The sequence below is a fragment of the Mesobacillus stamsii genome (assembly GCF_030814065.1).
Taxonomy (GTDB): Bacteria; Bacillota; Bacilli; order Bacillales; family Cytobacillaceae; genus Mesobacillus; species Mesobacillus stamsii.
In genome coordinates, this window is sequence record NZ_JAUSUN010000013.1 from 1 (window position 1) to 26,015 (window position 26,015).

General features: G+C 44.1%; 21 protein-coding genes, 1 tRNA gene and 1 other annotated feature. Of the genes, 21 read left to right on the plus strand and 1 reads right to left on the minus strand.

Translation table 11 applies throughout. The features are described 5' to 3' along the window. Positions 1-831 precede the first annotated feature (831 nt). The 19 genes from J2S25_RS11450 (at position 832) to yihA (ending at position 23,093) form a co-directional block, all read left to right on the plus strand. On the plus strand, positions 832-1,902 hold the full coding sequence (locus J2S25_RS11450; protein WP_307191961.1) for a GerMN domain-containing protein: 1,071 nt from the start codon (positions 832-834) through the stop codon (positions 1,900-1,902). 111 nt (positions 1,903-2,013) lie between these two features. Beyond that, positions 2,014-2,769 (plus strand): ribonuclease PH, encoded by a 756-nt coding sequence (gene rph / locus J2S25_RS11455; RefSeq protein ID WP_044393034.1) that lies wholly within the window; start codon positions 2,014-2,016, stop codon positions 2,767-2,769. 12 nt (positions 2,770-2,781) lie between these two features. Beyond that, positions 2,782-3,381, plus strand: a complete 600-nt coding sequence (locus J2S25_RS11460) for an XTP/dITP diphosphatase (RefSeq protein ID WP_044393032.1) — start codon at positions 2,782-2,784, stop codon at positions 3,379-3,381. Then, on the plus strand, positions 3,378-3,902 hold the full coding sequence (locus tag J2S25_RS11465; RefSeq protein WP_044393030.1) for a metallophosphoesterase: 525 nt from the start codon (positions 3,378-3,380) through the stop codon (positions 3,900-3,902). The genes J2S25_RS11460 and J2S25_RS11465 overlap by 4 nt, the downstream gene beginning before the upstream one ends. A gap of 116 nt (positions 3,903-4,018) precedes the next feature. Then, positions 4,019-4,095 (plus strand) — tRNA-Arg (locus tag J2S25_RS11470). Between the two features lie 324 nt (positions 4,096-4,419). After that, a complete protein-coding gene (ilvE, locus tag J2S25_RS11475; RefSeq protein WP_044393028.1) occupies positions 4,420-5,322 on the plus strand; it encodes a branched-chain-amino-acid transaminase in 903 nt (300 codons plus the stop codon). A 37-nt stretch (positions 5,323-5,359) separates the two neighbouring features. Next, positions 5,360-5,597: a binding site (T-box leader), on the plus strand. Positions 5,598-5,682: 85 nt separating this feature from the next. Then, a complete protein-coding gene (gene ilvB / locus J2S25_RS11480; protein ID WP_044393026.1) occupies positions 5,683-7,398 on the plus strand; it encodes an acetolactate synthase large subunit in 1,716 nt (571 codons plus the stop codon). Continuing rightward, entirely contained in the window at positions 7,395-7,910 is a 516-nt protein-coding gene (gene ilvN / locus J2S25_RS11485; protein WP_044393024.1) for an acetolactate synthase small subunit, read from the plus strand. The genes ilvB and ilvN overlap by 4 nt, the downstream gene beginning before the upstream one ends. 37 nt (positions 7,911-7,947) lie before the next feature. Further along, entirely contained in the window at positions 7,948-8,970 is a 1,023-nt protein-coding gene (ilvC, locus tag J2S25_RS11490) for a ketol-acid reductoisomerase (protein WP_044393022.1), read from the plus strand. Next, positions 8,957-10,495, plus strand: a complete 1,539-nt coding sequence (locus J2S25_RS11495; RefSeq protein WP_307191962.1) for a 2-isopropylmalate synthase — start codon at positions 8,957-8,959, stop codon at positions 10,493-10,495. Before ilvC ends, J2S25_RS11495 begins: the two co-directional genes overlap by 14 nt. Before the next feature lie 33 nt (positions 10,496-10,528). Beyond that, a complete protein-coding gene (gene leuB, locus J2S25_RS11500) occupies positions 10,529-11,641 on the plus strand; it encodes a 3-isopropylmalate dehydrogenase (RefSeq protein WP_044393018.1) in 1,113 nt (370 codons plus the stop codon). A gap of 55 nt (positions 11,642-11,696) precedes the next feature. Then, positions 11,697-13,106, plus strand: coding sequence for a 3-isopropylmalate dehydratase large subunit (leuC, locus tag J2S25_RS11505; RefSeq protein WP_044393017.1), 1,410 nt, complete (start codon positions 11,697-11,699; stop codon positions 13,104-13,106). A 53-nt stretch (positions 13,107-13,159) separates the two neighbouring features. After that, on the plus strand, positions 13,160-13,756 hold the full coding sequence (gene leuD / locus J2S25_RS11510) for a 3-isopropylmalate dehydratase small subunit (RefSeq protein ID WP_044393016.1): 597 nt from the start codon (positions 13,160-13,162) through the stop codon (positions 13,754-13,756). A gap of 158 nt (positions 13,757-13,914) precedes the next feature. Continuing rightward, positions 13,915-14,937, plus strand: a complete 1,023-nt coding sequence (locus tag J2S25_RS11515) for a tetratricopeptide repeat protein (RefSeq protein ID WP_052806997.1) — start codon at positions 13,915-13,917, stop codon at positions 14,935-14,937. Between the two features lie 156 nt (positions 14,938-15,093). Next, positions 15,094-16,383: a trigger factor gene (gene tig / locus J2S25_RS11520; RefSeq protein WP_307191963.1), complete on the plus strand. Its 1,290-nt coding sequence runs from the start codon at positions 15,094-15,096 to the stop codon at positions 16,381-16,383. A 498-nt stretch (positions 16,384-16,881) separates the two neighbouring features. Next, positions 16,882-18,144: an ATP-dependent protease ATP-binding subunit ClpX gene (clpX, locus tag J2S25_RS11525; RefSeq protein ID WP_044393010.1), complete on the plus strand. Its 1,263-nt coding sequence runs from the start codon at positions 16,882-16,884 to the stop codon at positions 18,142-18,144. Between the two features lie 151 nt (positions 18,145-18,295). Beyond that, on the plus strand, positions 18,296-19,963 hold the full coding sequence (gene lonB / locus J2S25_RS11530) for an ATP-dependent protease LonB (protein WP_044393008.1): 1,668 nt from the start codon (positions 18,296-18,298) through the stop codon (positions 19,961-19,963). 221 nt (positions 19,964-20,184) lie between these two features. Continuing rightward, complete coding sequence (gene lon, locus J2S25_RS11535; RefSeq protein ID WP_307191964.1) at positions 20,185-22,512, plus strand: endopeptidase La; 2,328 nt, start codon at positions 20,185-20,187, stop codon at positions 22,510-22,512. Next, positions 22,509-23,093 carry a ribosome biogenesis GTP-binding protein YihA/YsxC gene (gene yihA / locus J2S25_RS11540; protein ID WP_044393004.1) on the plus strand — a complete coding sequence of 195 codons (585 nt, stop codon included), beginning with the start codon at positions 22,509-22,511 and terminating at the stop codon, positions 23,091-23,093. The genes lon and yihA overlap by 4 nt, the downstream gene beginning before the upstream one ends. Before the next feature lie 62 nt (positions 23,094-23,155). Here yihA and J2S25_RS11545 read toward each other — a convergent pair whose 3' ends face one another. Then, positions 23,156-23,563 carry a LiaI-LiaF-like domain-containing protein gene (locus J2S25_RS11545; protein WP_198528184.1) on the minus strand — a complete coding sequence of 136 codons (408 nt, stop codon included), beginning with the start codon at positions 23,561-23,563 and terminating at the stop codon, positions 23,156-23,158. Positions 23,564-23,820: 257 nt separating this feature from the next. On the opposite strand from J2S25_RS11545, the gene hemA reads away from it, so the two are divergent. Both hemA and J2S25_RS11555 read left to right on the plus strand, forming a co-directional pair. Further along, complete coding sequence (gene hemA, locus J2S25_RS11550) at positions 23,821-25,167, plus strand: glutamyl-tRNA reductase (protein WP_044393002.1); 1,347 nt, start codon at positions 23,821-23,823, stop codon at positions 25,165-25,167. A 13-nt stretch (positions 25,168-25,180) separates the two neighbouring features. Further along, entirely contained in the window at positions 25,181-26,014 is an 834-nt protein-coding gene (locus J2S25_RS11555) for a cytochrome C assembly family protein (protein WP_044393000.1), read from the plus strand. Position 26,015: the final 1 nt, after the last annotated feature.

The window sequence follows — 26,015 nt, forward strand, 5'->3', positions numbered from 1 at the left end:
AACTCTTGGAACAAGAGGGTTAGCTCGGTCAGTTTTCGTTGGCTAGCAAAAGCAACGATAAGTCGAGAAGCCCCCACTTCAAGCGACCTGTAAGGTTGGTAAGTGGTGGGAGTAGTTCACATAACGGAAAATTTACTACTCCATTGGAAACATTTTTTACAGATGAGGATTATCATGAGTTATCTGATGAAATGCTCGCATAAGGGTATCTTTCCGCCCGAGAGATGCCCTTATAGAGGTAAAAATGCTCGCATAAGGGTATCTTTCTGCTTGAGAGATACCCTTATAGGGGTGAAAAAGCTCGCATAAGGGTATCTTTCTGCTTGAGAGATACCCTTATAGGGGTGAAAAAGCTCGCATAAGGGTATCTTTCTGCTTGAGAGATGCCCTTATGGAGATGAAAAAGCTCGCATAAGGGTATCTTTCTGCTTGAGAGATACCCTTATAGGGGTGAAAAAGCTCGCATAAGGGTATCTTTCCGCTTGAGAGATGTCCTTATGGAGGTGAGGATGCTCGCATAAGGGTATCTTTCTGCTTGAGAGATGCCCTTATGGAGATGAAAAAGCTCGCATAAGGGTATCTTTCTGCTTGAGAGATACCCTTATGGAGGATGTTTTAGTAAAAAAACACGAAATATCTAAAATTCGGGAAGTTGTAATTTCCGATCAACAGCCCCGATTATCCACCAAACGAAAAAGGACCGGGCGCAGTTTGCCCGGTTTTTCTTATGGACGAACGCAAACTCTGCCATAAAATTCTTCCGAAAAGACGGTCTAAAATAGGGAAAAGCTCGTATACATGATAGTACAAACTGTCTTTGGAGGGATTTATATGTCAAAAAATAAAAAGGCTATGGTCGTCACAGCTGCTACATTGGCAACTACGGTATTCCTGTCAGGCTGCGGACTTTTCGGGGGCGAGGACACGAAAAAGATCGACCCTCCCCAGGATGTGACTCTTATGGAGAATGGGGATGCGGTTAATGAAAAGGTAACGACGGAAACAAACGAAACTGGAAAAGAAGCGGTGGAGTCATCCATTCAGACCGAGCTTTACCTGATTGATAAAAATGGATATGTTGTCTCGCAGACAATGGAACTTCCGAAAAAAGAGGGAGTCGCCCAGCAGGCTTTGGAATACCTTGTTGCAAATGGACCTGTTGAGCAAATTCTGCCTAATGGCTTCAGAGCCGTCCTTCCAGCCGACACACAAATGACAGTGAATATCAAGAATGGGACTGCAACGGTTGATTTTTCGAAGGAATTCGCAACATATAAAAAAGAGGATGAAAAAAGAATTCTTCAGGCTGTGACATGGACGCTTACCCAATTTGATTCTGTCGATAAGGTGAAACTGCAGCTGAATGGTACGCCGCTCGAAGCAATGCCTGTCAATGGAACTCCAATCGGTGGAGATTTGAGCCGTGCTGATGGCATCAATGTCGACAATTCTGATGTAGTCGATATTACGAATACGAAGGCAGTGACAGTTTATTATATTGGCGGCGAAGAAGGTGCATACTACTATGTGCCTGTAACCAAGCGTGTTAGCAATGATCAGAATGATACGATTACTGCGATTGTTAACGAGCTAGTCGAGGGGCCAGCCTATGCTTCCAATCTGCTATCGGATTTCCAGTCCAGTGTGAAGCTGCTTGATGAGCCTAAAATCGATGATGGCAAGGTAACGTTAAACTTCAATGAATCGATTTTTGGAAGCCTAGAGGAGAAAATGGTATCGGAACATCTGCTTAATTCCCTTGTACTGTCCATGACGGAGCAGGAAGGCGTCAACAGTGTGGCACTGACGGTAAATGGAAAGGCAGATGTGCTGTCAGAAAGTGGGGAGAAATTAGCTGAGCCGGTTACTAGACCTGAAAAAGTAAACACAGGTAGTTTTTAATAGCGGAATTTTGATATACTAATAAAAGACATTCAAAGAGGCAGGCGTATTTCCTGCCTCTTATTCATTTTGATTTCCATCACAGCTTACACAATGCGAAGGAGGACTTTTATGCGATACGATGGGCGAAAACCCTTACAATTAAGACCGATACATATAGAAACGGACTATTTAAAACACCCAGAAGGCTCCGTGCTGATTTCTGTTGGAGATACAAAAGTTATCTGTACCGCAAGCATCGAGGATCGTGTGCCACCATTCATGCGCGGCGAAGGAAAAGGCTGGATCGCAGCGGAGTATTCTATGCTACCTAGAGCGACAGAGCAAAGAAATATTCGTGAGGCTGCAAAAGGGAAAATCTCAGGCAGAACGATGGAAATCCAGCGATTGATTGGCAGAGCGCTGCGAGCAGTCGTTAACTTGGAGGCCATTGGAGAGCGGACGGTTTGGATTGATTGTGATGTCATCCAGGCAGATGGTGGTACTCGGACAGCATCGATCACAGGAGCATACATTGCCATGACACAGGCACTTGAGAAGCTGAGCAGGCAAAAGAAGCTGTCCGCTTTTCCGATAAAGGATTTACTCGCAGCAACAAGTGTCGGAGTTTTGAAAAATAAAGAAGTGGTAGTGGATTTGAATTATGTGGAAGATTCGGCTGCCCAAGTTGATATGAATGTAGTCATGACTGGGAACGGTGAATTCGTAGAATTACAGGGGACAGGAGAGGAAGCTTCGTTTTCCTACAGTCAGCTGCAGGAATTGTTACATGCTGCACAGGAGGGGATTGCAGAGTTATTCGAATTGCAAAAGGCAGCACTTGGTGAGGAATTGACCGCTAAAATTGAGGGAGCAAAAAAGGGCTAGGAGAGATTGGCAATGGAATCAGTGATTATCGCCACCAAAAATCAGGGGAAAGCAAAGGAATTTGAAACTCTTTTTTTGCCTAGAGGGTTTGCTGTAAAAACACTGCTAGACTACCCGGAGCTTGAAGATGTCGAAGAAACAGGCTCGAATTTCGAAGAGAATGCCGTGTTAAAAGCCGAGACGATCTCCAAATTACTGGGAGTAAGGGTGATCGCAGATGATTCAGGTTTGGAAATTGACGCCCTTGAAGGCCGCCCAGGTGTCTATTCAGCACGATATGCGGGAGCAGATAAGGATGATCAAGCAAACATCGATAAAGTTCTCGAACAACTTCTAAACGTACCAGAAAACGAGCGGACCGCTAAATTTTGCTGTGCATTGGCGATGGCCGAGCCTGGTAAGGAGACATTAACGGTTTTTGGATCATGTGAGGGACGAATCCTCCAAGAACAAAAGGGAACCAATGGTTTTGGCTATGACCCGATCTTCTTTGTGGAGAGGGAGGGCAAAACGATGGCTGAACTTTCTGCAGAGGAAAAGAATCGGATCTCCCATCGGGCCGAAGCGATCAGGAAACTGGATGAAATTCTTAAGGAGCGGGAAGAAAAATGAGGAAAGTGTTGATTGTCAGTGACAGCCATGGGTCAACAGAAGTTCTAGAAGAAATCGCCAGCCGGCATAGCAAGGAAGTGGATTTGATGATTCACTGTGGGGATTCGGAGCTTTCCGAAAAGGACCCTGCAATTGTGAATTATAGGGCAGTCAAAGGCAATTGCGATTTTTACGGCAATTTTCCGGACCAAGAAGTTCATGACATAAATGGCCGAAAAATCCTCGTAACACATGGACATTTATACTCAGTGAAATCGACACTCGTGAACTTATACTATAAGGCAGAAGAAGAAGAGGCTGATATAGTTTGTTTTGGACACTCGCATGCCTTAAGTGCTGAAATGGTCGGTGATGTGCTTTTTATCAACCCGGGAAGCATCAAGCTTCCGCGCGGCAGAATAGAAAAAACATATGTGCTCCTGGATCTGGACCGCAATAAAGTTGTATTGAGAATTTTTGACTATGAAAGCGGGGAGCTACCCGAATTAACGAAGGAGTTTTCCCTTCACAAAAAAGGCTAATACTACTATAATAGGTTTCTGAGGGGTCGAACTTTCCCCTCAGGAAAAAGTTTGTTTCTTATTGACATATCGTTATGTTCCTAATATAATAAATCTTGTCTTTAAAAAATAACCAAGTCCCAGTAGCTCAGCTGGATAGAGCAACGCCCTTCTAAGGCGTGGGTCGGGGGTTCGAATCCCTCCTGGGACACCATTAAACTACATACCTTACCTCACTTTCCTTGAAGGTGAGTTTTTTTATGGTTAAAATTCTTAAAATGTAAAAAAAAAATAAAATTTACAAATGTGAATATAGCAACAATGTAAGCGTATACAAGTAAATTAACAAGTCTAAATTATCGCATTATTTAGAAAAAGCCTGTTGACGAGGCTGATAAATGGGCGTAAGATAATCTACAAATATAAAAATACAAGTTTCATCAACACAGTTTTTCCCATAAACATTTTGGAAAGTTGTATTTTTTTATCCAAAATTTTATTCGTTTAAAGCGTCTATTTATTAAAGGAGTGTTGTTTCGTGCCCGAGCAGTGGATTTATTTAAATGGGGAATATGTCACCAAGGAAAATGCTAAGGTTTCGGTATATGATCACGGATTTTTATACGGAGACGGTATTTTTGAAGGGATACGGGTATACAGCGGCAATATTTTCAGAATGGAAGAACATATGGACCGTCTTTACAGGTCTGCAAAATCGATTATGCTGAATATGCCACACACTAAAGAGGAGTTCACTGGTCTTGTAGTGGAGACAGTAGGACGAAATCAATTAAGAGATGGCTATATCCGGATCGTCGTGTCGCGGGGGATAGGTGACTTAGGACTGGATCCATATTCTTGCCCGAATGCGAATGTGATTATCATCGTAGAGCCGCTGGCTATTTTTCCCAAGGAATTGTATGATCGCGGACTTGATATTGTTACCGTGGCAACCAGAAGAAATCGGCCAGATGTATTGAGCCCTAAAATAAAATCACTGAATTATTTGAATAACGTCCTCGTAAAAATTGAGGCTCGGTTGGCTAATGTAAGCGAGGCTTTGATGCTAAACGACCAGGGCTATGTTGCTGAAGGATCTGCTGATAATATTTTTATCGTGAGAGGCAACACTTTTCTTACACCTCCAGCGTATGTAGGAGCGCTTGAAGGCATCACCCGGAGCGCGGTGATTGATATCGCTGAAAAACTAGGATACAAGGTGAAGGAGGAACCGTTTACTCGCGATGATGTTTACACGGCAGACGAAGTATTCCTTACTGGTACGGCTGCAGAAGTCATTCCCGTTGTCAAGGTGGATGGAAGAGTCATTGGAGATGGGATACCAGGAGAGCATACCCAAAAAATCCTGCAGGAGTTTAGGGAAAGAGTTGTTGCCGAAGGCATCCAGGTTTATCCGGAAAAAGCCCATCAAGTCAGTTAAGATACGTTTTAGTTGCAAGCTCGACTAATTGAATAAAGATAAAGCGAAGACAGGGACAAGTAATTTTTTGCGATCAGCATGCACAGAGAGCCGGGTTAGCTGGAAGCCGGTGATGCCGTAATGGAATGAACTCACCCTGGAGCGCCAGTTTGAAAGGAAACTAGTAAAACTGGCCGAGTGCCCCGCACTTGTTGTCAAAATCACGAGCGCACGCGTTAAGCGTGAAGAAGGGTGGTACCGTGGAACAAGGAGCTAAAGCCTATTCCATCCCTTTGCCTAGGCAAACTTAGGCATATGGAGATGAATGGGCTTTTTTATTTTGAAAAAATAGCGATTAAATCGAAATGGGAGGTACGATAAATGGAAGCTGCCTTAAAGGAAACAAAGGCTGTAACAAAGGAAATAAGCGGCGCAGATTTGCTGGTTAGAGCTTTGGAAAAGGAAAACGTCGAAGTCATTTTCGGCTACCCAGGAGGAGCAGTCCTCCCAATCTACGACAAACTCTATGATTCTAAGATTCTACATGTGCTGCCAAGGCATGAGCAGGGAGGGATCCATGCGGCGGAGGGATACGCGCGGATCAGCGGAAAACCTGGAGTAGTCATCGCAACTTCTGGTCCGGGCGCAACCAATATTATTACTGGCATTGCCGATGCAATGATGGATTCGCTGCCGCTAGTCATTTTCACTGGTCAGGTGGCGACAGGCGTTATAGGAACAGACGCTTTTCAGGAAGCTGACATACTGGGAATTACGACGCCGATCACCAAGTACAACTATCAAGTCAGGGAAATAAAAGACATCCCTCGGATCATAAAGGAAGCCTTTTATATTGCAACAAGCGGCAGACCTGGCCCTGTAGTCATTGATTTTCCAAAAGATTTAGCGGCGGGATTCCTGCAAGAGCCTGAGTTGGCAGATCCGGAAATGCGTTTACCAGGTTACCAGCCGACGACGGAGCCGAATTACCTTCAGGTCAGAAAGCTGTCAGAAGCAGTCAGCAAGGCAAAAAAACCTGTTATTCTCGCAGGAGCTGGAATCCTTCATGCAAAGGCATCCGCTTTATTAAAAGAATACGCCGAAAAGCAGAACATTCCAGTTGTTCATACATTGCTCGGATTAGGTGGATTCCCGGCAGGGCATGAATTGTTCTTAGGAATGGCAGGGATGCATGGCTGCTATACGGCCAACATGGCCCTGTATCATTGTGACTTGCTGATTAACATCGGTGCCCGGTTTGATGACCGGTTGACAGGAAATCTGCAGCATTTTGCACCAAAAGCAACAGTAGCCCATATTGATATCGACCCAGCGGAGATTGGAAAAAACGTGGCTACGCAAATTCCAGTCGTAGGAGATGCTAGGGAAGCTTTAAAACAGCTGCAGAAGCTCGATGGAAAGCCTCCGCAGCAGCAAGAATGGCTCGAAACCCTTGGTGCTTGGAAAAATGACTATCCTTTTTATTACGAGGAGAATGATGTTCTTAAACCGCAAAAGGTCATGGAACTGCTCTATGAAAAAACGGCTGGAGAAGCGATTGTCGTTACCGATGTCGGCCAGCATCAAATGTGGGCAGCTCAATACTATCCGTTTAAAACAGCAGATCGATGGGTCACCTCTGGAGGTCTTGGGACAATGGGATTTGGTCTTCCGGCTAGTATCGGCGCACAGCTGGCAGACCCGGAGGCTACTGTAATCGCTGTACTCGGCGATGGCGGTTTTCAAATGTCAACTCAGGAGCTGGCGGTCATTGCCGAATTTCAGCTCCCAATCAAAATTGCGATTTTCAATAACAAGGCATTAGGGATGGTAAGGCAGTGGCAGGAGTTTTTTTACCAGGAAAGATACTCTCACAGCAAAAATCCTGTCCAACCATCGTTCGTGAAGCTGGCAGATGCATACGGCATCAAAGGGTATGAAATTCATTCCGAAGCGGAAGCACATACCATCCTAAATGAAGTGCTCCATGACAATGAACCGGTGCTGCTCGACTTCCGGATCGATGGAGCTGAAAATGTATATCCAATGATTGCCCCAGGAAAAGGAATCCACGAAATGGTGGGAGTGAGGAAATGAAACGAATCATAACAATAACGGTACTGAACCGGCCCGGAGTATTGAACCGAATCACTAATCTTTTTACAAAGCGAAACTATAATATCGAGAGCATTTCAGTAGGACTAACAGAGCTGGAAGGAGTTTCTCGAATGACCTGCGTTGTCCATGTGGAGAATGACGGGATGGTGGAGCAAATCACGAAACAGTTGAACAAGCAAATTGATGTTCTCAAGGTGGCGGATATTAGCGATCAGGCGATTGTCGCCCGTGAGCTGGCGCTTGTAAAAGTGCCGGTCCTGCCGCAGAACCGGGCAGAAATCTACTCGCTCATTGAACCATTTCGGGCCTCGGTGATTGATGTAAGCAAGGATAGCATTATCATCCAATTAACAGGAGAAACGGAAAAAATTGAGGCATTTATCGAGTTAATTAAACCATATGGAATCAGAGAATTGGCAAGGACTGGAACAACCGCGTTCCCGAGGGGAAATCAGCGGACCAGCCAGCAAAAAACTTATTCGTTTGTTTAATCAAAAATAATTTTAAAAATAGAAAGGAAGAGAAAAAATGACAAAAATGTACTATAACGGCGATGCAAATGAGGCTTATTTCAATGGGAAGAAAGTTGCGGTGATTGGCTATGGTTCACAGGGACATGCGCACGCACAAAATCTCCGGGACAGTGGTGTCGAGGTAGTCGTTGGTTTAAGACAAGGAAAATCGTGGGATAAGGCGGCAGAAGATGGATTTGCGGTTCAGTCAGTTGCTGAAGCAGTTTCCGCTTCAGATGTGGTGATGGTATTGCTTCCAGATGAAAGGCAGACCGCTGTTTACAAAGCGGAAATTGAACCACAGCTTTCTAATCAGGCATTGATGTTCGCCCATGGTTTTAATGTCCATTTTAACCAGATCGTTCCTCCTGAAACTTGTGATGTACTGCTAGTCGCGCCAAAAGGTCCAGGACATCTCGTCAGAAGGACTTACGAGGAGGGTGCCGGGGTTCCAGCACTATTCGCTATTCATCAGGATGTTTCAGGGGAGGCGAGAAAATTAGCGCTCGCATATGCAAAAGCAATTGGTGCATTGAGGGCTGGTGCATTGGAAACAACCTTCAAGGAAGAAACGGAAACGGATTTGTTCGGAGAGCAGGCAGTGCTTTGCGGCGGGTTGACGTCCCTTGTGAAGGCTGGTTTTGAAACGCTAGTAGAAGCTGGATACCAGCCGGAACTGGCCTATTTTGAAACGATGCATGAACTAAAGCTAATCGTAGATTTGATGTATGAGGGGGGATTGGAAGGAATGCGCTATTCCATCTCTGACACGGCTCAATGGGGTGATTTTGTTAGTGGGCCTAGAATTGTCAATGATCAGGTAAAAGCAGAAATGAAAAAAGTGCTAACCGATATCCAGGAAGGTAATTTTGCAAAAGGCTGGATTGCAGAAAACGAAAACAACAGGCCGGTCTTTAATGCCATCAATGAAAAAGAAAATAGCCACCAGATTGAACAAGTAGGAAGAGAACTGAGGAAGATGATGCCGTTTGTTAATAAACAAAAGCAGAGAGAAGTGGCCGGCAGTGCGAAAAATTAATATTTTTGATACGACATTACGGGATGGGGAGCAGTCGGCTGGAGTCAATCTTAATTTCACGGAAAAATTAGAGATTGCCAGGCAGCTTGAGCGTTTGAATGTAGACATCATTGAAGCGGGGTTTCCAGCAGCCTCTAAGGGTGATTTTGCATCGGTTGCGGAAATCGCCCGTGAAATCAAAGGCTGTTCAGTGACTGGTCTGGCACGCTCGGTGTTGAAGGATATTGATGCGGCCTGGGAAGCTTTGAAGCATGGAGCAGAGCCAAGGCTTCACCTTTTTATCGCAACCTCGCCGATTCACCGGATCCACAAGCTAAAGCAGACAAAAGAAGAAGTGATCGAAACAGCAGTACGAACTGTCCAATATGCGGCAGCTAAGTTTCCAGTCATTCAGTGGTCTGCCGAGGACGCGTGTCGTACCGAACTGGATTTTCTTGCAGAAATTGTCGAAGAGGTTATCAAAGCAGGAGCGAAGGTTATCAATATTCCTGACACAGTTGGATATATTTCGCCGCAAGAATATGGAAATATTTTCACTTACTTGCGTGAGCATGTTCCTTCTATTAATAAAATCGAACTTTCCGCCCACTGTCACGATGATCTCGGAATGTCGATTGCCAACTCCCTTGCTGCTGTATCTGCAGGAGCTTCTCAAGTGGAAGGAACCATCAACGGAATTGGCGAGCGAGCCGGAAACGCAGCGCTAGAGGAATTCGCAGTTGCCCTTCATATCCGCAAAGATTTTTACGAGGCCGAAACAAGGATGAACCTGAAGGAAATCAGCAGAACAAGCAGCCTTGTCAGCAAGCTGACCGGTATGGCCGTTCCAGCTAACAAAGCGGTGGTCGGCCGGAATGCTTTCGCGCATGAGTCGGGTATTCACCAGGATGGAGTGCTGAAGGAGAAAACAACGTATGAAATTATTTCTCCTGAGCTGGTTGGCTTACAGAATAATACTATGGTCCTCGGCAAGCATTCTGGCCGGCATGCGTTCCGAAACAGGCTGAATGAAATTGGACTGTCGGTGCCAGAGAATGAGATCAATCATTTATTCACTGTTTTCAAGGAACTCGCAGACCGAAAAAAAGAAATGACCGATGATGATCTTGCAGCCATCATCCTTGAAGAGAAGCTGTCAAAAGAGCAGCAGTATTACCGGCTTGATTCCATTCAGGTGCAGTATGGTACCAACCAGGTACCTACGGCAACTGTCACCCTGTCTGGCTGTCAGAATGAAAGAATTCAAGAGGCTTCAACAGGCTCTGGAAGTATAGAAGCTTTGTATAATACGCTAGAAAAGTGTATGGATGAAACGGCAAGTTTGCTAGACTACAGAATCCAGTCAGTCGGAGCGGGCAGGGATGCACTGGCACAGGTGTACGTTAAGCTTGTTTTTGGGGGAATCGAAACAAGCGGAAGAGGATTGGCACAGGATGTACTGGAGGCTTCAGCAAAGGCGTATATCAATGCAGTCAACAGAGTTCTGTATATGGAAGAAACAAAGAAGATTGCTGTAACCGGCTGATCGACAACCACAAAAACAATGGAGGCGAGTGTAATGGAAAAAAAGATCGCAATCCTGCCAGGCGATGGTGTAGGCAAAGAAGTAAGCAGAGGAGCGGTCACCATTCTCCAAGCAGTGTCAGAGCGCTTTGGGCATACATTCCAATATGTGTACGGGAAAATTGGCGGTACAGCCATCGATGAATATGGAACGCCGCTTCCAGAACATACCTTGGATCTCTGTAAAGGCAGCGATGCGGTGCTTTTAGGAGCTGTGGGTGGCCCGAAGTGGGACCAATTGCCAGGACATATTCGTCCGGAAAAAGGGTTGCTGAAAATCAGGAAAGAACTAGAACTATATGCGAATGTCCGGCCAGTCCAATATTATCGCAGTATTTCCGGTATCTCTCCACTGCGCAAGGAAGTCGTCGAAGGAGCAGACATGGTTGTCGTCAGGGAATTGACAGGCGGACTTTACTTTGGGAAGCCGAGTGAGCGGACATTCCAAGAAGGAAAAGCTTCCGTAGTAGATACATTGTTTTATCAGAAGAATGAGATGGAGAGGGTCATCCGTTATGCTTTCGAACTTGCAACAACCCGCAGCGGCAAAGTTACGTCAGTGGATAAAGCCAATGTCCTAGAGTCAAGTCGAATGTGGAGGGAAACAGCTGAAGAAATCGCTAGTGAGTTCCCGGATGTGAAGCTTGAACATATGCTCGTGGATAATGCAGCAATGCAACTGATCAAAAACCCTCGGCAGTTCGATGTAATCGTAACCGAAAATCTGTTTGGAGATATTTTAAGTGATGAAGCATCGGTGCTGACCGGATCGCTTGGCATGCTGCCTTCAGCCAGCGTATCAGCACAAGGGCCAAATCTGTACGAACCAATCCACGGATCCGCACCAGATATTGCCGGTAGGAACGCTGCCAATCCGATCGCGATGATACTTTCTGTCGCAATGATGCTGAGAATGTCTTTTGGATTGGTGGAAGAAGCCGAAGCAGTAGAGAACGCTGTGAAGCAAGTACTTGAAGCAGGAAGCAGGACATCTGACATCGCTTCAACCGGCGTTTTCCCGTTGACAACTGAACAAATGGCCGAAGAAATTAAGGCAGCTTTGCTCGATAATGAAGCAATTTTCCATATCATGGGTGCGTACGCTTAAAGTTGGTAGGAACAGAATTAATGGATAATGATACCTATTGAAGGGGGAGGATATTTTGGGAAAAACGATCATTGAAAAAATTTGGGAGAAACATGTTGTTCATATGGAAGAGGGCAGGCCTGACCTTTTGTATATTGACCTCCATCTTGTTCATGAAGTGACCTCCCCGCAGGCTTTTTCAGGGCTGAGGATGAAACAACGCACGGTGAGAAGGCCGGATCTAACATTTGCGACGATGGATCACAATGTTCCTACCCTTAATCGCAGGGAGATCAACGATCAGGTTGCCAGGAATCAGATGGACACATTAAGGAATAACTGCGAGGAGTTTGGTATACCACTTGCAGATCTTGACAGCCCAGATCAGGGAATCGTCCATGTAATTGGACCTGAGCTCGGTTTGACGAAGCCAGGGATGACCATCGTCTGCGGAGACAGCCACACATCGACACACGGAGCGTTCGGTTCTCTTGCCTTCGGGATTGGAACAAGCGAAGTGGAACATGTGCTTGCAACACAAACGCTTTGGCAAACAAAACCGAAAACATTGAAAATAGAAATTTCCGGCACGCTCGGCGCGGGAGTCAGTGCAAAAGATGTGATTCTTTTTATTATTAGTAAGTATGGCGTCCAATTCGGCACTGGATATGTTATCGAATTTTGCGGCGATGTGATCAGGAATATGTCAATGGAAGAAAGAATGACGCTTTGCAATATGTCGATTGAGGGCGGTGCAAAAGCTTCGATCATTGCTCCAGATGACAAAACATTCGCCTATCTTAATGGAAAGAAGTATGCTCCTCAGGGAGATGAGTTTCTCGATCAGATCCTTGAATGGCAGAAACTTACCTCAGATGAAGATGCGGAGCATGACGATGTAATCGAAGTGGATGGAAGTAAGATTATTCCGATGGTTAGCTGGGGCACGAACCCGGCGATGACAGCTCCGGTGACGGAAAGAGTTCCATTTTTATCAGAGTGTGAAACCGAAGCGGAAAAGAAAGCTGTGCAAAGAGCATTTGAATACATGGGTCTGGAGGAAGGCCAGCTTATCCAAGATATCCATGTAACGAAAGTGTTCATCGGTTCCTGTACGAACTCAAGAATCGAGGATCTTCGTGCAGCCGCAGAGATTGTAAAAGGGAAGAAGGTTGCTTCGGGGGTAAATGCGATTGTCGTACCAGGTTCCCAACAGGTGAAAAAAGTAGCTGAAGCAGAAGGGATTGCCGCTATTTTTATCGAAGCAGGATTTGAGTGGCGGGAATCCGGCTGCAGCATGTGTCTTAGCATGAATGATGATATCGTTCCTGCAGGAGAACATTGTGCCTCCACTTCAAACAGAAACTTTGAGGGCAGACAAGGCGCTGGAGCGCGGACGCATTTAGTCAGTCCAGTGATGGCTGCTGCTGCCGCTCTTAATGGACATTTTGTCGATGTCAGGAAGCTGGCTGGCGTAGCGGTTTAGTGGAATACCTTTGAATGTGGTTCTCAATAACTTTACGAAGAAAGGAGCCGAAAATGTCTAGTTTTAAAGAAATGACAGGAAAAGTTGCTGCAATGGATCGGACCAATGTGGATACAGACCAGATTATTCCGAAGCAGTTTTTAAAAAGAATCGAGAAAACGGGGTTTGGTCAATATTTATTTTATGACTGGCGTTTTAAATCAAACGGGGAGCCAGATGAAAAGTTTGAACTGAATCACCCAGCAACCAAGGGAGCATCGATTTTAATCGCAAACGAAAACTTCGGCTGCGGATCCTCCAGGGAACACGCGCCATGGGCATTACAGGATTATGGCTTCCGGGTGATCATTGCGCCTTCTTTTGCGGATATTTTTAAGCAAAATTGTCTGAAGAACGGCATTCTTCCTATCGTCCTGTCAGCGAATCAGGTCTCTCAACTGCTTGAAAAAGCAGCAGGGCAGGAGTATGAAATGACCGTTTCGCTAGAGCAGAAACGTGTTTATGACGAAACGGATTTCAGAGCAGAGTTCGAGATCCATCCCTATTGGTATCAAATGCTCCTAAACGGGTGGGACGAAATCGAATTGACGCTGCAGCTTGAGCAAAACATTCAGGAATATGAAGGAAAATTTCTATCAGGAGCGCGCTAACAAAGAAAAGGTACTAATTTTTATAATAAAACGGACTGATTCACAGCTCTGCTTGTGAATCTTTTTGTTTTTTCCAGAATTCATGCTACACTTTTTAAAGCTGAAGTTCTTAAGGGATTCCCGAATAGCTAATTTTTTAAAAGTAAGGCGGTATGTATATGAAAAAACAGGATTCAAATAAGGATAATCTGATCCTGTTTCCCGGACTGGGAATGCGCCTTTTGGAAAAAGGCCTTGAGTATTTAAAGCAGCAAAAGTACAGGGATGCCCTTCAGTATCTTGAACAGGCACTGGAGTTCGAACCTGAAAATAGCGATCTATATGTTGGGCTCGTTCTCGCCCATTATGAGACAGGCAATCTTAAGCAGGCGAAGGAAATTGCAGCAGAGATGCTAAAGAGTGGCCGAGGGGATTACGGTAAAGTGATTGAAATATATTTGATGATCCTCGTCCAGCTGAATGAATATCAGGAAGTTGTTACTACAATCGAAGGATTGCTGGAAGAGCAGGAAATTCCTCGCGAAAAGCATGAGCATTTTATGAAGATGCTTGAATTTGGGCGAAAGATGAACAATGGAGCAGAAAAACAGGAAGGTACTGAGAGGGATGATGAACAACCAGAAGAACTAGAATTTGATCTATTTGTATTGGCAGACATTAACAAACAGGCATTGGCTTTAGGAAATCTCACTAATGTAAATATACGTCCATACATCAAGGGATTAAAGAAATATGCTGAATCAGAAGAAGGCAATCCCTTTATAAAAACGATGCTGGTAAATATATTGAGAGAACAAGAGTATTCAGAGGAAATGGCTGTAAGCAAATTTGGCTGGAAAGAGTCGTTCACGCCCGCTCTTTTGCCTGATGTGAAGGAGTATATGGAAGCCAGCGGTGTGCTTCCGTTATTAGCTGATGTAATTGAAAATGACGATCCAGTATTAAATGAACAGGTGCAGAGCCTCGTAGAGCGGTATTTTTTTCTGTTGTATCCATTTAAAACTCCGGTCGGCAGTCCAAATGACTGGGCAGGGGCCATTCACTTCATTGCCAACGAGTACTATGGATTTGATAATCCGCTTGGAGAGTTTGCGGATCTTTATAGCAGTCACCATGAGGAAGCAGCCAAAGTACTTCGGTTCATCAGGGAGTTAGAAGAAATTTCTTACCCGATAATATAGTCCTGGCTGTTGAAACAAGATAATCCTGTGTTATAATGTAGTGGTTGTATTATGTAAAAATCATTCTATTTTACATTTAATCTGGAATATTGCTTGGTTAACAAGAGTATTCATCGTCGAATGAAAATGATAATAGATATTGTTGGAGGGAACTGTATGTCTGCAAAGGTAGAAAAAAGAGAAGGGAACCAAACGGTTCTAACAATTGAAGTGGATGCAGAAAAGGTCAATCAGGGTCTTGACGCTGCATTTAAGAAAGTCGTTAAACAAATTAACGTACCAGGATTCCGCAAAGGAAAAATGCCCCGCCAAATATTCGAAAAGCGTTTTGGCGTAGAATCTTTATACCAGGATGCACTTGATATCATTCTTCCTGAAGCATACGCAAATGCGATCGAAGAAACTGGAATCGAGCCAGTTGACCGTCCTGAAATTGATGTGGAGCAAATCGAAAAAGGCAAGACGTTAATCATCAAAGCAACTGTTACTGTCAAGCCTGAAGTGAAGCTTGGCGAGTACAAAGGGCTTGAAGTCGAAGCATTCGACACTAACGTAACAGATGAAGAAGTGGAAAACGAACTAAAAGCAATGCAAGAAAAGCAGGCGGAGCTTGTTGTTAAAGAAGAAGGCACTGCAGAGAATGGTGACAATGTTGTCATCGATTTCGAAGGATTCGTTGACGGCGAAGCTTTTGAAGGCGGCAAGGCTGAAAACTATGCACTTGAACTTGGTTCAGATTCTTTCATTCCTGGCTTTGAAGAGCAGCTAATTGGAACAGCTACTGGTGAGGAAAAAGACGTAGAAGTTACATTTCCAGAAGAGTACCATGCTGCTGAACTTGCTGGTAAGCCTGCAACTTTCAAAGTAAAAGTTCACGAAATCAAAGGCAAAGAACTCCCAGCACTTGATGACGAATTCGCGAAAGATGCTGAAGAAGAAGTCGAAACTTTAGCTGAGCTTAAAACAAAAATCAAAGATCGTCTTGCACACGACAAAGCGCACCAGAAAGAACATTTCGAGCGCGATACTGTTGTTGAAAAGGCAGCAGCCAATGCGGAAATCGAAGTTCCAGAAGCGATGATCGACTCTGAAATCGACCGGATGGTGGACGAATTTGAACAGCGTCTGCAAACACAAGGCATGAACATGGAACTTTACTACCAGTTTACAGGACAAGATGAAAATGCTCTTCGCGAACAGATGAAAGAAGAGGCAGCTACGCGCATTCGTGTAAACCTGACTCTAGAAGCAATCGCAAAAGCGGAAAACATCGAAGTAACAGATGAAGAAGTAGCTGCAGAACTTGAAAAGATGTCAGAAATGTATAATATGACTGCTGACCAAATTCAGGCAGCACTTGGCGGAAGCCTTGAAGGAATCAAGGGCGACCTTCAACTGAAAAAATCAATTGATTTTCTTGTAGAAAACAGCAAACCTGTTGCATAATAAATAAATAAATAAATAACAAATCATAAGCGTCTGGCTCCGCCTTGACAAGAGCTGCCTGCTGTTGCTACCGTGTCTTGTTGAGAACGGAATTACACGGAGGAATCCAGCCAAGTGATTCGTTGTGTCAGGTGCTGAAGCTAGACATTTCTCAAAGTGAATTTTATACTTAGTATAAAAGTAATAACAAGGCGCGAGTGTATCGTGCCTTGTTTTCTACCATTGACCCGAATATACATAGATAATTTTTTAGTAATTTCCTGCAAGCCGATTTAATGGCCGGATTTATGGTTATGATGATTTAGTACATATTTATTGCGTCATAAGCGCGAACCTGTAAAAGCCGAGGGTTATTATTTCCTGTACCTTGGCAAAATATGATACAATGCAATACATACCTGCTACAAGGCAGCAGAAAAAAAACGCGCTACTTAACTGTTCGTTTGCTTATGATTGCAGCTTTATATATGTTTTAGAAGTTCTCAAGGGGTGAAGAAATTGTTCAAATTTAATGATGAAAAAGGGCAGCTCAAATGTTCTTTCTGCGGCAAGACACAGGATCAGGTCCGCAAACTGGTAGCCGGTCCAGGTGTTTATATCTGTGACGAATGTATAGAACTGTGCACAGAAATAGTAGAAGAAGAACTGGGTACAGAGGAAGAAGTAGAGTTCAAGGATGTTCCAAAGCCACAGGAAATCCGCGATATTCTTAATGAGTATGTAATTGGCCAGGACAAGGCAAAGAAAAACTTGTCTGTAGCCGTTTACAACCACTATAAGCGTATCAACTCAAACAGCAAGATTGATGATGTTGAACTTTCAAAAAGCAATATTGCGATGATCGGCCCAACCGGTAGTGGTAAAACATTGCTGGCACAAACATTAGCCAGGATTCTCAATGTTCCATTTGCGATCGCAGATGCAACATCATTAACGGAAGCAGGGTATGTCGGTGAAGATGTTGAAAATATCCTGTTGAAATTGATCCAGTCCGCGGATTATGATGTAGAAAAGGCTGAAAAAGGAATCATTTATATCGATGAAATCGATAAAATTGCAAGAAAATCCGAAAATCCATCTATTACAAGAGATGTTTCCGGTGAAGGTGTGCAGCAGGCACTCCTGAAAATTCTTGAAGGCACAGTTGCAAGTGTACCGCCACAAGGCGGCCGTAAGCATCCTCATCAGGAATTTATCCAGATTGATACTACGAACATTCTGTTTATTTGCGGCGGGGCATTCGATGGTATTGAGCAAATTATCAAACGCCGCCTTGGCCAGAAAGTAATTGGCTTCGGTTCGGAGAAAAAGGAAGAAGATATAGACAAAAATGAATTGCTGGCAAAAGTGCTACCTGAGGACTTGTTAAAGTTCGGGTTGATTCCTGAATTTATCGGCCGTCTTCCAGTCATCGCCAGCTTAACGCCACTTGATGAAGAAGCGTTAGTCGAAATACTGACAAAGCCGAAAAACGCACTCGTGAAACAGTATCAAAAAATGCTGGGGCTTGATGAAGTCGAGCTCGAATTTGAAGACGAGGCACTGGTTGAAATAGCCAAGAAGGCAATTGAGCGCAAAACAGGTGCCCGCGGATTGCGTTCCATTATCGAGAGCATCATGCTTGATGTGATGTTTGACCTTCCATCCCGTGATGACATTGTTAAGTGCATCATCACCAAGGACACAGTGGAACATAATATGCCCCCAAATCTGGTCCTGGAAGATGGCACAGTTCTGAAAGACGAAAGAAATTCAGCATAATGCTTATTAAATCCTGGTGAATACTCACCGGGATTTTTTTACTTCAAGGTCTTTTCAGGTGGGAAAATTCACTTTAAAATATTGTTTATTCCAACACGCTCAGGGAGATACTAGGTTAAAACGACTAGCATCAACTGGGAGGGAATGTATATTGAGTTGGACCGGAATCGCCTTATTTATACAGCTGTTTTTTGGCATCATCATCGGGCTGTATTTCTGGAATCTATTAAGGAGTCAGAGGACGCAAAAGGTATCAATTGATCGGGAATCTCGAAAGGAAATGGAACAATTAAGGAAGATGAGGTCGGTTTCACTGACTGAGCCACTTGCTGAGAAAGTAAGACCATCAAGCTTCCATGATATTGTCGGGCAAGAGGATGGAATAAAGGCATTGAAAGCTGCGTTATGCGGTCCTAACCCGCAGCATGTTATCATTTACGGACCTCCTGGAGTAGGGAAAACAGCGGCAGCGAGACTGGTTTTGGAAGAAGCAAAGCAAAATCAAAAATCGCCATTCAAAAAGGCATCTGTATTCGTTGAACTGGATGCCACGACAGCCAGATTCGATGAAAGAGGAATTGCAGATCCCTTAATCGGTTCGGTGCATGATCCAATCTATCAAGGGGCCGGGGCAATGGGACAAGCAGGCATTCCACAGCCAAAGCAAGGGGCAGTCACCAATGCACACGGTGGAGTTTTATTCATCGATGAGATCGGTGAACTCCATCCAATCCAAATGAATAAGCTTTTAAAAGTACTGGAAGACAGGAAGGTATTTTTAGAGAGCGCGTATTATAATGAGGATAACACACAAATTCCAAGTCATATCCACGATATCTTTAAAAATGGGCTTCCAGCAGACTTCCGCCTTGTTGGGGCGACAACGAGAACTCCAAGCGAAATCCCTCCGGCGATCAGGTCAAGATGCATGGAAGTATTTTTCCGCGAGCTAACCCAAGAGGAGATATCCGAAGTAGCCAGAAATGCCGCTGAAAAAATACAGCTGACCATGAGTGAAAAGGCAATTGGGATTTTGGCAAACTATGCAAGAAATGGCCGTGAAGCTGTCAATATGGTTCAAATTGCGGCAGGGCTTGCGATTACAGATGACCGATCATATATCAAGGAAGAGGAAATCGAGTGGGTCGTCCATTCCAGTCAGCTGACACCAAGAATGGAAAAAAAGATTAATGAAAAGTCAGCTGTTGGGCTGGTGAATGGGCTTGCTGTCTATGGACCAAACACAGGCGCCCTGCTGGAAATCGAGGTAACCGTCATTAAAGCGAAGGAAAAAGGGTCGATCAATATTACTGGCATCGTGGAAGAAGAAAGCATTGGCGGACAAGGAAAATCAATTCGTAGAAAAAGCATGGTTAGGGGTTCGATTGAAAATGTCATAACAGTTCTTAGATCGATGGGCGTGCCGGCAGATGAGTTTGACATCCACGTTAACTTCCCGGGCGGGACACCGATTGATGGACCATCTGCCGGAATCGCAATGGCAACTGGCATCTATTCAGCCATCTATCAAATCCCGATGGACAATACCGTTGCAATGACTGGAGAAATTAGCATCCACGGAAACGTGAAGCCGATTGGCGGTGTCTATCCAAAAGTGAAGGCTGCAAAAAAAGCAGGCGCCACTAAGGTAATCATTCCAAAAGAAAATGTTCAGTCCATCCTGAATGATATCACTGGAATCGAAATTATTCCCGTTTCTCATCTCGAGGAGGTCTTTGAAATCGCTTTGTTAAAAGAACATTCGCGAGAGCAGCTCATCAAGGCTGCCATGGATTTCCCACAAATAGAATCTAGCTAATGGAATAATGAAAAAAACGCGTAGCTGCGTTTTTTTTCATTTACAAGCAAGCACAACACCAGACATATTTTTACAAGAAAATCAGGATACTAATTATTAGTACGAAAATAGGGCAATCGCTCTAGAATATTAGACACTTGAAATTAAATGCGATAGAATTGAACAACAAAGTAGTAACATGCTTATGGGTTTGATTCAATGCATATTGGAGGTGCAATGCTATGGTGAATAATAACGAGTACACTGTCCCTCTCCTGCCGCTGCGCGGGTTGCTTGTATATCCAACGATGGTCCTTCATTTGGATGTAGGACGAGAAAAATCGGTACAGGCACTGGAGAAGGCAATGGTAGATAACCATCTGATCTATCTTACAACCCAAAAAGATATATCCATAGATGAACCGGGTGAGGAAGACCTTTACCTGATGGGTACGCTTACCCGCGTCAAGCAGATGCTGAAGCTTCCTAACGGAACAATCCGTGTTCTGGTCGAAGGATTATCCAGGGCAGAAATCATGGAACTTAACGACGAAAATGATCATTTTTCTTGTAAAGTTAGGACGTTCGAAGATGATGAAACAAAGGATGTCGAAGATGAAGCATTGATGAGGACGATGCTTGATTATTTTGAACAATACATAAAAATGTCGAAGAAGATTTCTGCGGAAACGTATGCATCTGTTTCAGATATAGAGGAGCCTGGGAGAATGGCAGATATCATTGCTTCTCATCTTCCACTCAAGCTGAAGGAAAAGCAGGAGATCCTTGAAATGATCAATATAAAGGATCGGATGAATCGTGTCATCGAAATTATCCACAATGAAAAAGAAGTGCTCGGACTGGAAAAGAAAATCGGTCAGCGTGTGAAACGCTCAATGGAGCGAACTCAGAAGGAATATTACCTTCGTGAGCAAATGAAGGCTATCCAAAAAGAACTTGGCGATAAGGAAGGGAAGACAGGGGAAATATCCGAGCTTACTGAGAAAATCGAATTTGCCGGAATGCCTGATCATGTGAAGGAAACAGCGTTGAAGGAGCTTGACCGTTATGAAAAGGTACCGACAACCTCTGCTGAAAGTGCGGTAATCCGGAATTATCTTGAATGGCTGATCGCTTTGCCATGGTCCAAATCCACTGAGGATGATCTTGATATCAGCAAAGCGGAGAGAATCCTTGATAAGGATCATTATGGACTTGAAAAAGTGAAAGAGCGCGTCCTTGAGTATCTTGCTGTCCAAAAGCTGACAAACTCACTAAAAGGCCCGATTCTATGCCTTTCTGGGCCTCCTGGGGTAGGAAAAACGAGCTTGGCTAAATCAATTGCCAAGTCCTTGAATCGGAATTTTGTCCGCATTTCCCTTGGCGGAGTGCGCGATGAATCTGAAATTCGCGGACATCGACGGACCTATGTTGGTGCGATGCCGGGGCGGATTATCCAAGGGATGAAAAAGGCAGGAACGATCAACCCTGTTTTTCTTCTCGATGAAATCGATAAAATGTCCAATGATTTCCGTGGAGACCCATCTTCTGCGATGCTTGAGGTGCTGGATCCGGAGCAGAACTATTCCTTCAGCGATCATTATATTGAAGAGACATACGATCTTTCGAAAGTGATGTTCATTGCTACAGCCAATAATCTCTCTACTGTTCCAGGTCCATTGCTTGACAGGATGGAGATCATTAATATCGCTGGCTATACGGAGCAGGAAAAGCTGCATATTGCCAAAGATCATTTGCTTCCTAGACAGATTAAGGACCACGGCTTGTCGAAATCGCAGCTGCAAATAAAGGATGAAGCCATTGCAAAGGTGATCCGTTATTATACCCGCGAATCTGGTGTTCGTTCTCTCGAAAGGCAGCTTGCTGCTATTTGCAGGAAAACGGCGAAAATTGTCGTTTCGGGCACGAAAAAGCGTGTGATTGTAAGCGAGAAGACTGTGGAGGAATTCCTTGGCAAAACGAAGTACAGATATGGACAGGCAGAATTGGAAGACCAGATAGGCGTGGCAACAGGACTTGCCTATACAACGGTTGGAGGAGATACGCTGCAAATCGAAGTTTCATTATCTCCGGGAAAAGGAAAGCTGGTATTGACTGGGAAGCTAGGCGATGTCATGAAAGAATCGGCGCAGGCCGCATTCAGCTATGTCCGGTCAAAAGCAAAGCAGTTGGATATCGACCCAGATTTTTATGAGAAAAATGATATCCACATCCACGTTCCTGAAGGAGCTGTCCCTAAGGATGGACCATCAGCGGGGATAACGATTGCAACGGCACTCGTTTCGGCTTTATCCGGCAAACCGATTCGCAAGGAAGTAGGAATGACAGGTGAAATAACCTTAAGGGGCAGAGTTCTACCGATCGGCGGCCTAAAGGAGAAGTCTTTGAGCGCTCACCGAGCAGGACTGACCAAGGTAATCTGTCCAAAAGATAATGAAAAAGATATTGATGATATTCCGGAAAGCGTCCGTAACGAGCTCGAATTTGTGTTAGTTTCACATGTAGATGAAGTATGGAAGCACGCACTTGTAAACGGTGATTCCCAATGAAGGTAAACAGTGCAGAAATTGTAATCAGTGCTGTAAGACCGAATCAGTATCCGGAAGGAAATCTTCCGGAGTTCGCTCTTGCGGGACGATCGAATGTTGGTAAATCTTCTTTCATTAATAAAATGCTAAACCGGAAAGCTCTTGCAAGGATTTCCTCGAAGCCTGGCAAGACGCAGACCTTGAATTTTTATTTAATCAATGAAATCCTTCATTTTGTTGATGTTCCTGGTTATGGATATGCGAAAGTATCAAAATCAGAACGCGATGCTTGGGGAAAGATGATTGAAACGTACATCACATCCCGTGAGCAGCTTAAGGCTGTGCTATTGATTGTGGACCTTAGGCATCCGCCATCTAAGGACGATGTCTTGATGTATGATTTCCTTAAGCATTATGGAATCCCGGTTATTATCATTGCTACAAAAGCGGATAAAATCCCGAAATCCAAATGGCAAAAGCATATGAAGATCACGAAAGAAACTTTAGAATTAAAAGCTGAGGATTCGATCATTCTTTTCTCATCAGAAACAGGGGAAGGGAAAGACAAAGCATGGTCTGTCATGGGTAGCTTTATGAAATAAAAAAAGGAAGCTAAAAACGAAAACTTGCACCATGTTAGCTGGTGCAAGTTTTCGTCTTTTTTCTAACTAAGCAATAACCCGAACGATGCTGGTAGCTTGTCATAAAACAGCAGCACACCTGCTAAAATAAGAAAGAGGACTCCATAAAATAAACCATTGCCGGTTTTCTGATACCGCAGGAAAAATCCAAGGGCGATGATTAAGAGGAATGCCCCGAGATGATCGGGCCAGAGCGCAAACTTATTGGCTATATGAAAATGGACACCAATGCCACTTAGAATAACCCCTGGGAAAATCGATTCATAATCTCGGCCCCAATATCCCTGAACCAAAAAGGCGACTCCGACAATGATCAGCAGCGTCGGCCAGGTAGAAAATTCATGGAATAGTGAATTCGTTTCCTGTTGGAGATAAAAATAGATACCAAAACCGATTAAGAGAATCGCAGGTACGATTTTTTGTTTTTTCATTTTTCCACCACTTCCAATAAAGCTCACTTGAATTAAGGGCAAAACTTTGATAAGGTACATTAGGGAGTATGTTTGATTGCTTGACAGATAGAATAAAAGGATAACAATCATACAGGAATATTCTTTCTATTTTATACACGTTTATTTAAATAGATGGTTTCAACAGTTGTTCACATTTACAACGTTAAAAGTGGAGAAACTCATGTATAATTACCTTAGCCAATTATGCAATTTCTTTGTGGGGGTGTCAATTCATAATGCATATTATTGTTGTCGGTCTTAACTATAAAACTGCCCCTGTCGAAATCCGCGAAAGGTTGACATTTAATGAAGCGAGTCTTGGAGAAGCAATGCGCGCACTTCAGCAAAAGAAAAGCATCCTTGAGAATGTCATCGTTTCAACATGTAACCGTACAGAAATATACGCCGTCGTGGATCAGCTTCATACGGGCAAATATTATCTTAAAGAGTTTTTATCAGAATGGTTCGGAATCCCTCAACCAGAATTCGCCCCTTTCTTGTTCGTCTACGAACAAGACGGAGCAATTGAGCATTTATTCAAGGTTTCATCAGGCCTAAACTCAATGGTACTAGGTGAGACCCAGATTCTCGGACAGGTGCGTTCCAGCTTCATGCTGGCCCTTGAAGAAAACACAACGGGAACCGTTTTTAACCAGTTGTTCAAACAAGCTGTCACGCTGGCAAAACGCGGCCATTCCGAAACGGATATCGGTGCGAACGCTGTGTCGGTCAGTTATGCGGCTGTAGAACTAGCCAAAAAGATTTTCGGCACTCTTGACAATAAGCATGTGCTGATCGTTGGTGCCGGCAAAATGGGCGAACTTTCGATTCAAAATCTTCATGCGAATGGTGCGAAGAAAGTGACGGTCATCAATCGAACTTTCGAAAAGGCCGAAGAGTTGGCAAACCGTTTTTCGGGAGTTGCCAAAAGCCTCGATGAGCTCCAAACTGCTTTGGCGGATGCTGATATTTTGATTAGTTCGACAGGAGCCAAGGAGTTTGTTGTTACAAAGGAAATGGTTTCCAAGGTGGAGCAAAGGCGAAAAGGCAAGCCATTATTCATGGTCGATATAGCTGTCCCGCGTGATCTCGATCCCGAAATTGCTACATTGGAAAATGTCTTCCTATATGATATCGATGATATGGAAGGGATCGTCGAAGCGAATTTGCTGGAACGCCAAAAAGCAGCAGAGAAGATCCAAGTCATGATTGAAGGGGAAATTGTCCAATTCAAGCAATGGTTGAACACACTTGGTGTTGTCCCGGTCATCTCAGCGCTTAGAGTCAAAGCGCTTTCAATCCAGGAAGAGACAATGAGAAGCATCGAACGGAAATTGCCAAATCTCTCTGACCATGATAAAAAGGTGCTGAACAAGCATACGAAGAGCATTATTAACCAGCTGCTTAAAGACCCGATCTTGCAGGCAAAAGAGCTTGCAGCTGCACCGAATGCGGAAGATGCTCTCGAACTTTTCATCAAAATTTTCAATATAGAACAGCTCGTCGCAGAACAAGAAGGAATGAAAACGGCTGAGACTAAGCGGGCAAAAGTTCCTTCGCCTCAGGCTTCCTTTCAGCCATAAAGAGGTGGTGACCATGGGTGATCTTTATATAACTCGTCTCCATGAAGGAACTATTGTGATTTATGCGGTTAGCGTTCTTTTGTATTTCATTGATTTTCTTAACCGTAACCGGATGGCGAATAAAGTTGCCTTCTGGTTACTTGCATTTGTATGGGGATTCCAGACGATTTTCCTCTTGTATTACATGTTTGATACAGGCCGGTTCCCGGTCCTGACTCTTTTTGAGGGGCTCTATTTTTATGCATGGGTGCTGGTGACGCTGTCTTTGGCTATCAACAAACTGCTAAAAGTGGATTTCATTGTTTTTTTTACGAATATCCTTGGCTTCATGATCATGGCAATCCATACATTCGCTCCTGTCCAATATGATTCCAATGTGATGTCGGATCAGCTCGTATCAGAGCTTTTGCTGATTCATATCACGATGGCAATCCTGTCTTATGGAGCTTTTTCTATCTCATTCGTCTTTTCGCTGTTATATCTGATCCAATATGACCTTTTAAAGCGGAAAAAGTGGGGGAAGCTGTTATGGAGGATCTCCGATTTATCGCGGCTTGATTACTGGTCCTACATCTTGAACGTCGTCGGGGTGCCAATGCTGATCCTTAGTCTGATTCTTGGACTGCAGTGGGCATGGATCAAGGTTCCTGATCTTGCCTGGTATGATGCCAAGCTATTAGGCTCCTTCATCGTCCTTGCAATCTATAGCATCTACTTGTACTTAAAGGCCGGCAAAGGGATGCATGGAAAATCACTTTCATTATTAAATATAGCGTCATTCCTGATTGTATTGATTAACTTCTTTCTATCTGGAAAATTATCTTCTTTCCACTTTTGGTATCAGTAAA

What these genes read in the sequence shown, in the direction of transcription:
- hemA (WP_044393002.1), top strand. Translation starts at nt 23,821, where the DNA reads ATGCATATTATTGTTGTCGGTCTTAACTATAAAACTGCCCCTGTCGAA.
- ilvN (WP_044393024.1), top strand. Translation starts at nt 7,395, where the DNA reads ATGAAACGAATCATAACAATAACGGTACTGAACCGGCCCGGAGTATTG.
- rph (WP_044393034.1), top strand. Translation starts at nt 2,014, where the DNA reads ATGCGATACGATGGGCGAAAACCCTTACAATTAAGACCGATACATATA.
- yihA (WP_044393004.1), top strand. Translation starts at nt 22,509, where the DNA reads ATGAAGGTAAACAGTGCAGAAATTGTAATCAGTGCTGTAAGACCGAAT.
- ilvB (WP_044393026.1), top strand. Translation starts at nt 5,683, where the DNA reads ATGGAAGCTGCCTTAAAGGAAACAAAGGCTGTAACAAAGGAAATAAGC.
- lon (WP_307191964.1), top strand. Translation starts at nt 20,185, where the DNA reads ATGGTGAATAATAACGAGTACACTGTCCCTCTCCTGCCGCTGCGCGGG.
- leuB (WP_044393018.1), top strand. Translation starts at nt 10,529, where the DNA reads ATGGAAAAAAAGATCGCAATCCTGCCAGGCGATGGTGTAGGCAAAGAA.
- J2S25_RS11465 (WP_044393030.1), top strand. Translation starts at nt 3,378, where the DNA reads ATGAGGAAAGTGTTGATTGTCAGTGACAGCCATGGGTCAACAGAAGTT.
- J2S25_RS11515 (WP_052806997.1), top strand. Translation starts at nt 13,915, where the DNA reads ATGAAAAAACAGGATTCAAATAAGGATAATCTGATCCTGTTTCCCGGA.
- J2S25_RS11460 (WP_044393032.1), top strand. Translation starts at nt 2,782, where the DNA reads ATGGAATCAGTGATTATCGCCACCAAAAATCAGGGGAAAGCAAAGGAA.
- J2S25_RS11545 (WP_198528184.1), bottom strand. Translation starts at nt 23,563, where the DNA reads ATGAAAAAACAAAAAATCGTACCTGCGATTCTCTTAATCGGTTTTGGT.
- leuD (WP_044393016.1), top strand. Translation starts at nt 13,160, where the DNA reads ATGTCTAGTTTTAAAGAAATGACAGGAAAAGTTGCTGCAATGGATCGG.
- tig (WP_307191963.1), top strand. Translation starts at nt 15,094, where the DNA reads ATGTCTGCAAAGGTAGAAAAAAGAGAAGGGAACCAAACGGTTCTAACA.
- J2S25_RS11555 (WP_044393000.1), top strand. Translation starts at nt 25,181, where the DNA reads ATGGGTGATCTTTATATAACTCGTCTCCATGAAGGAACTATTGTGATT.
- ilvC (WP_044393022.1), top strand. Translation starts at nt 7,948, where the DNA reads ATGACAAAAATGTACTATAACGGCGATGCAAATGAGGCTTATTTCAAT.
- J2S25_RS11450 (WP_307191961.1), top strand. Translation starts at nt 832, where the DNA reads ATGTCAAAAAATAAAAAGGCTATGGTCGTCACAGCTGCTACATTGGCA.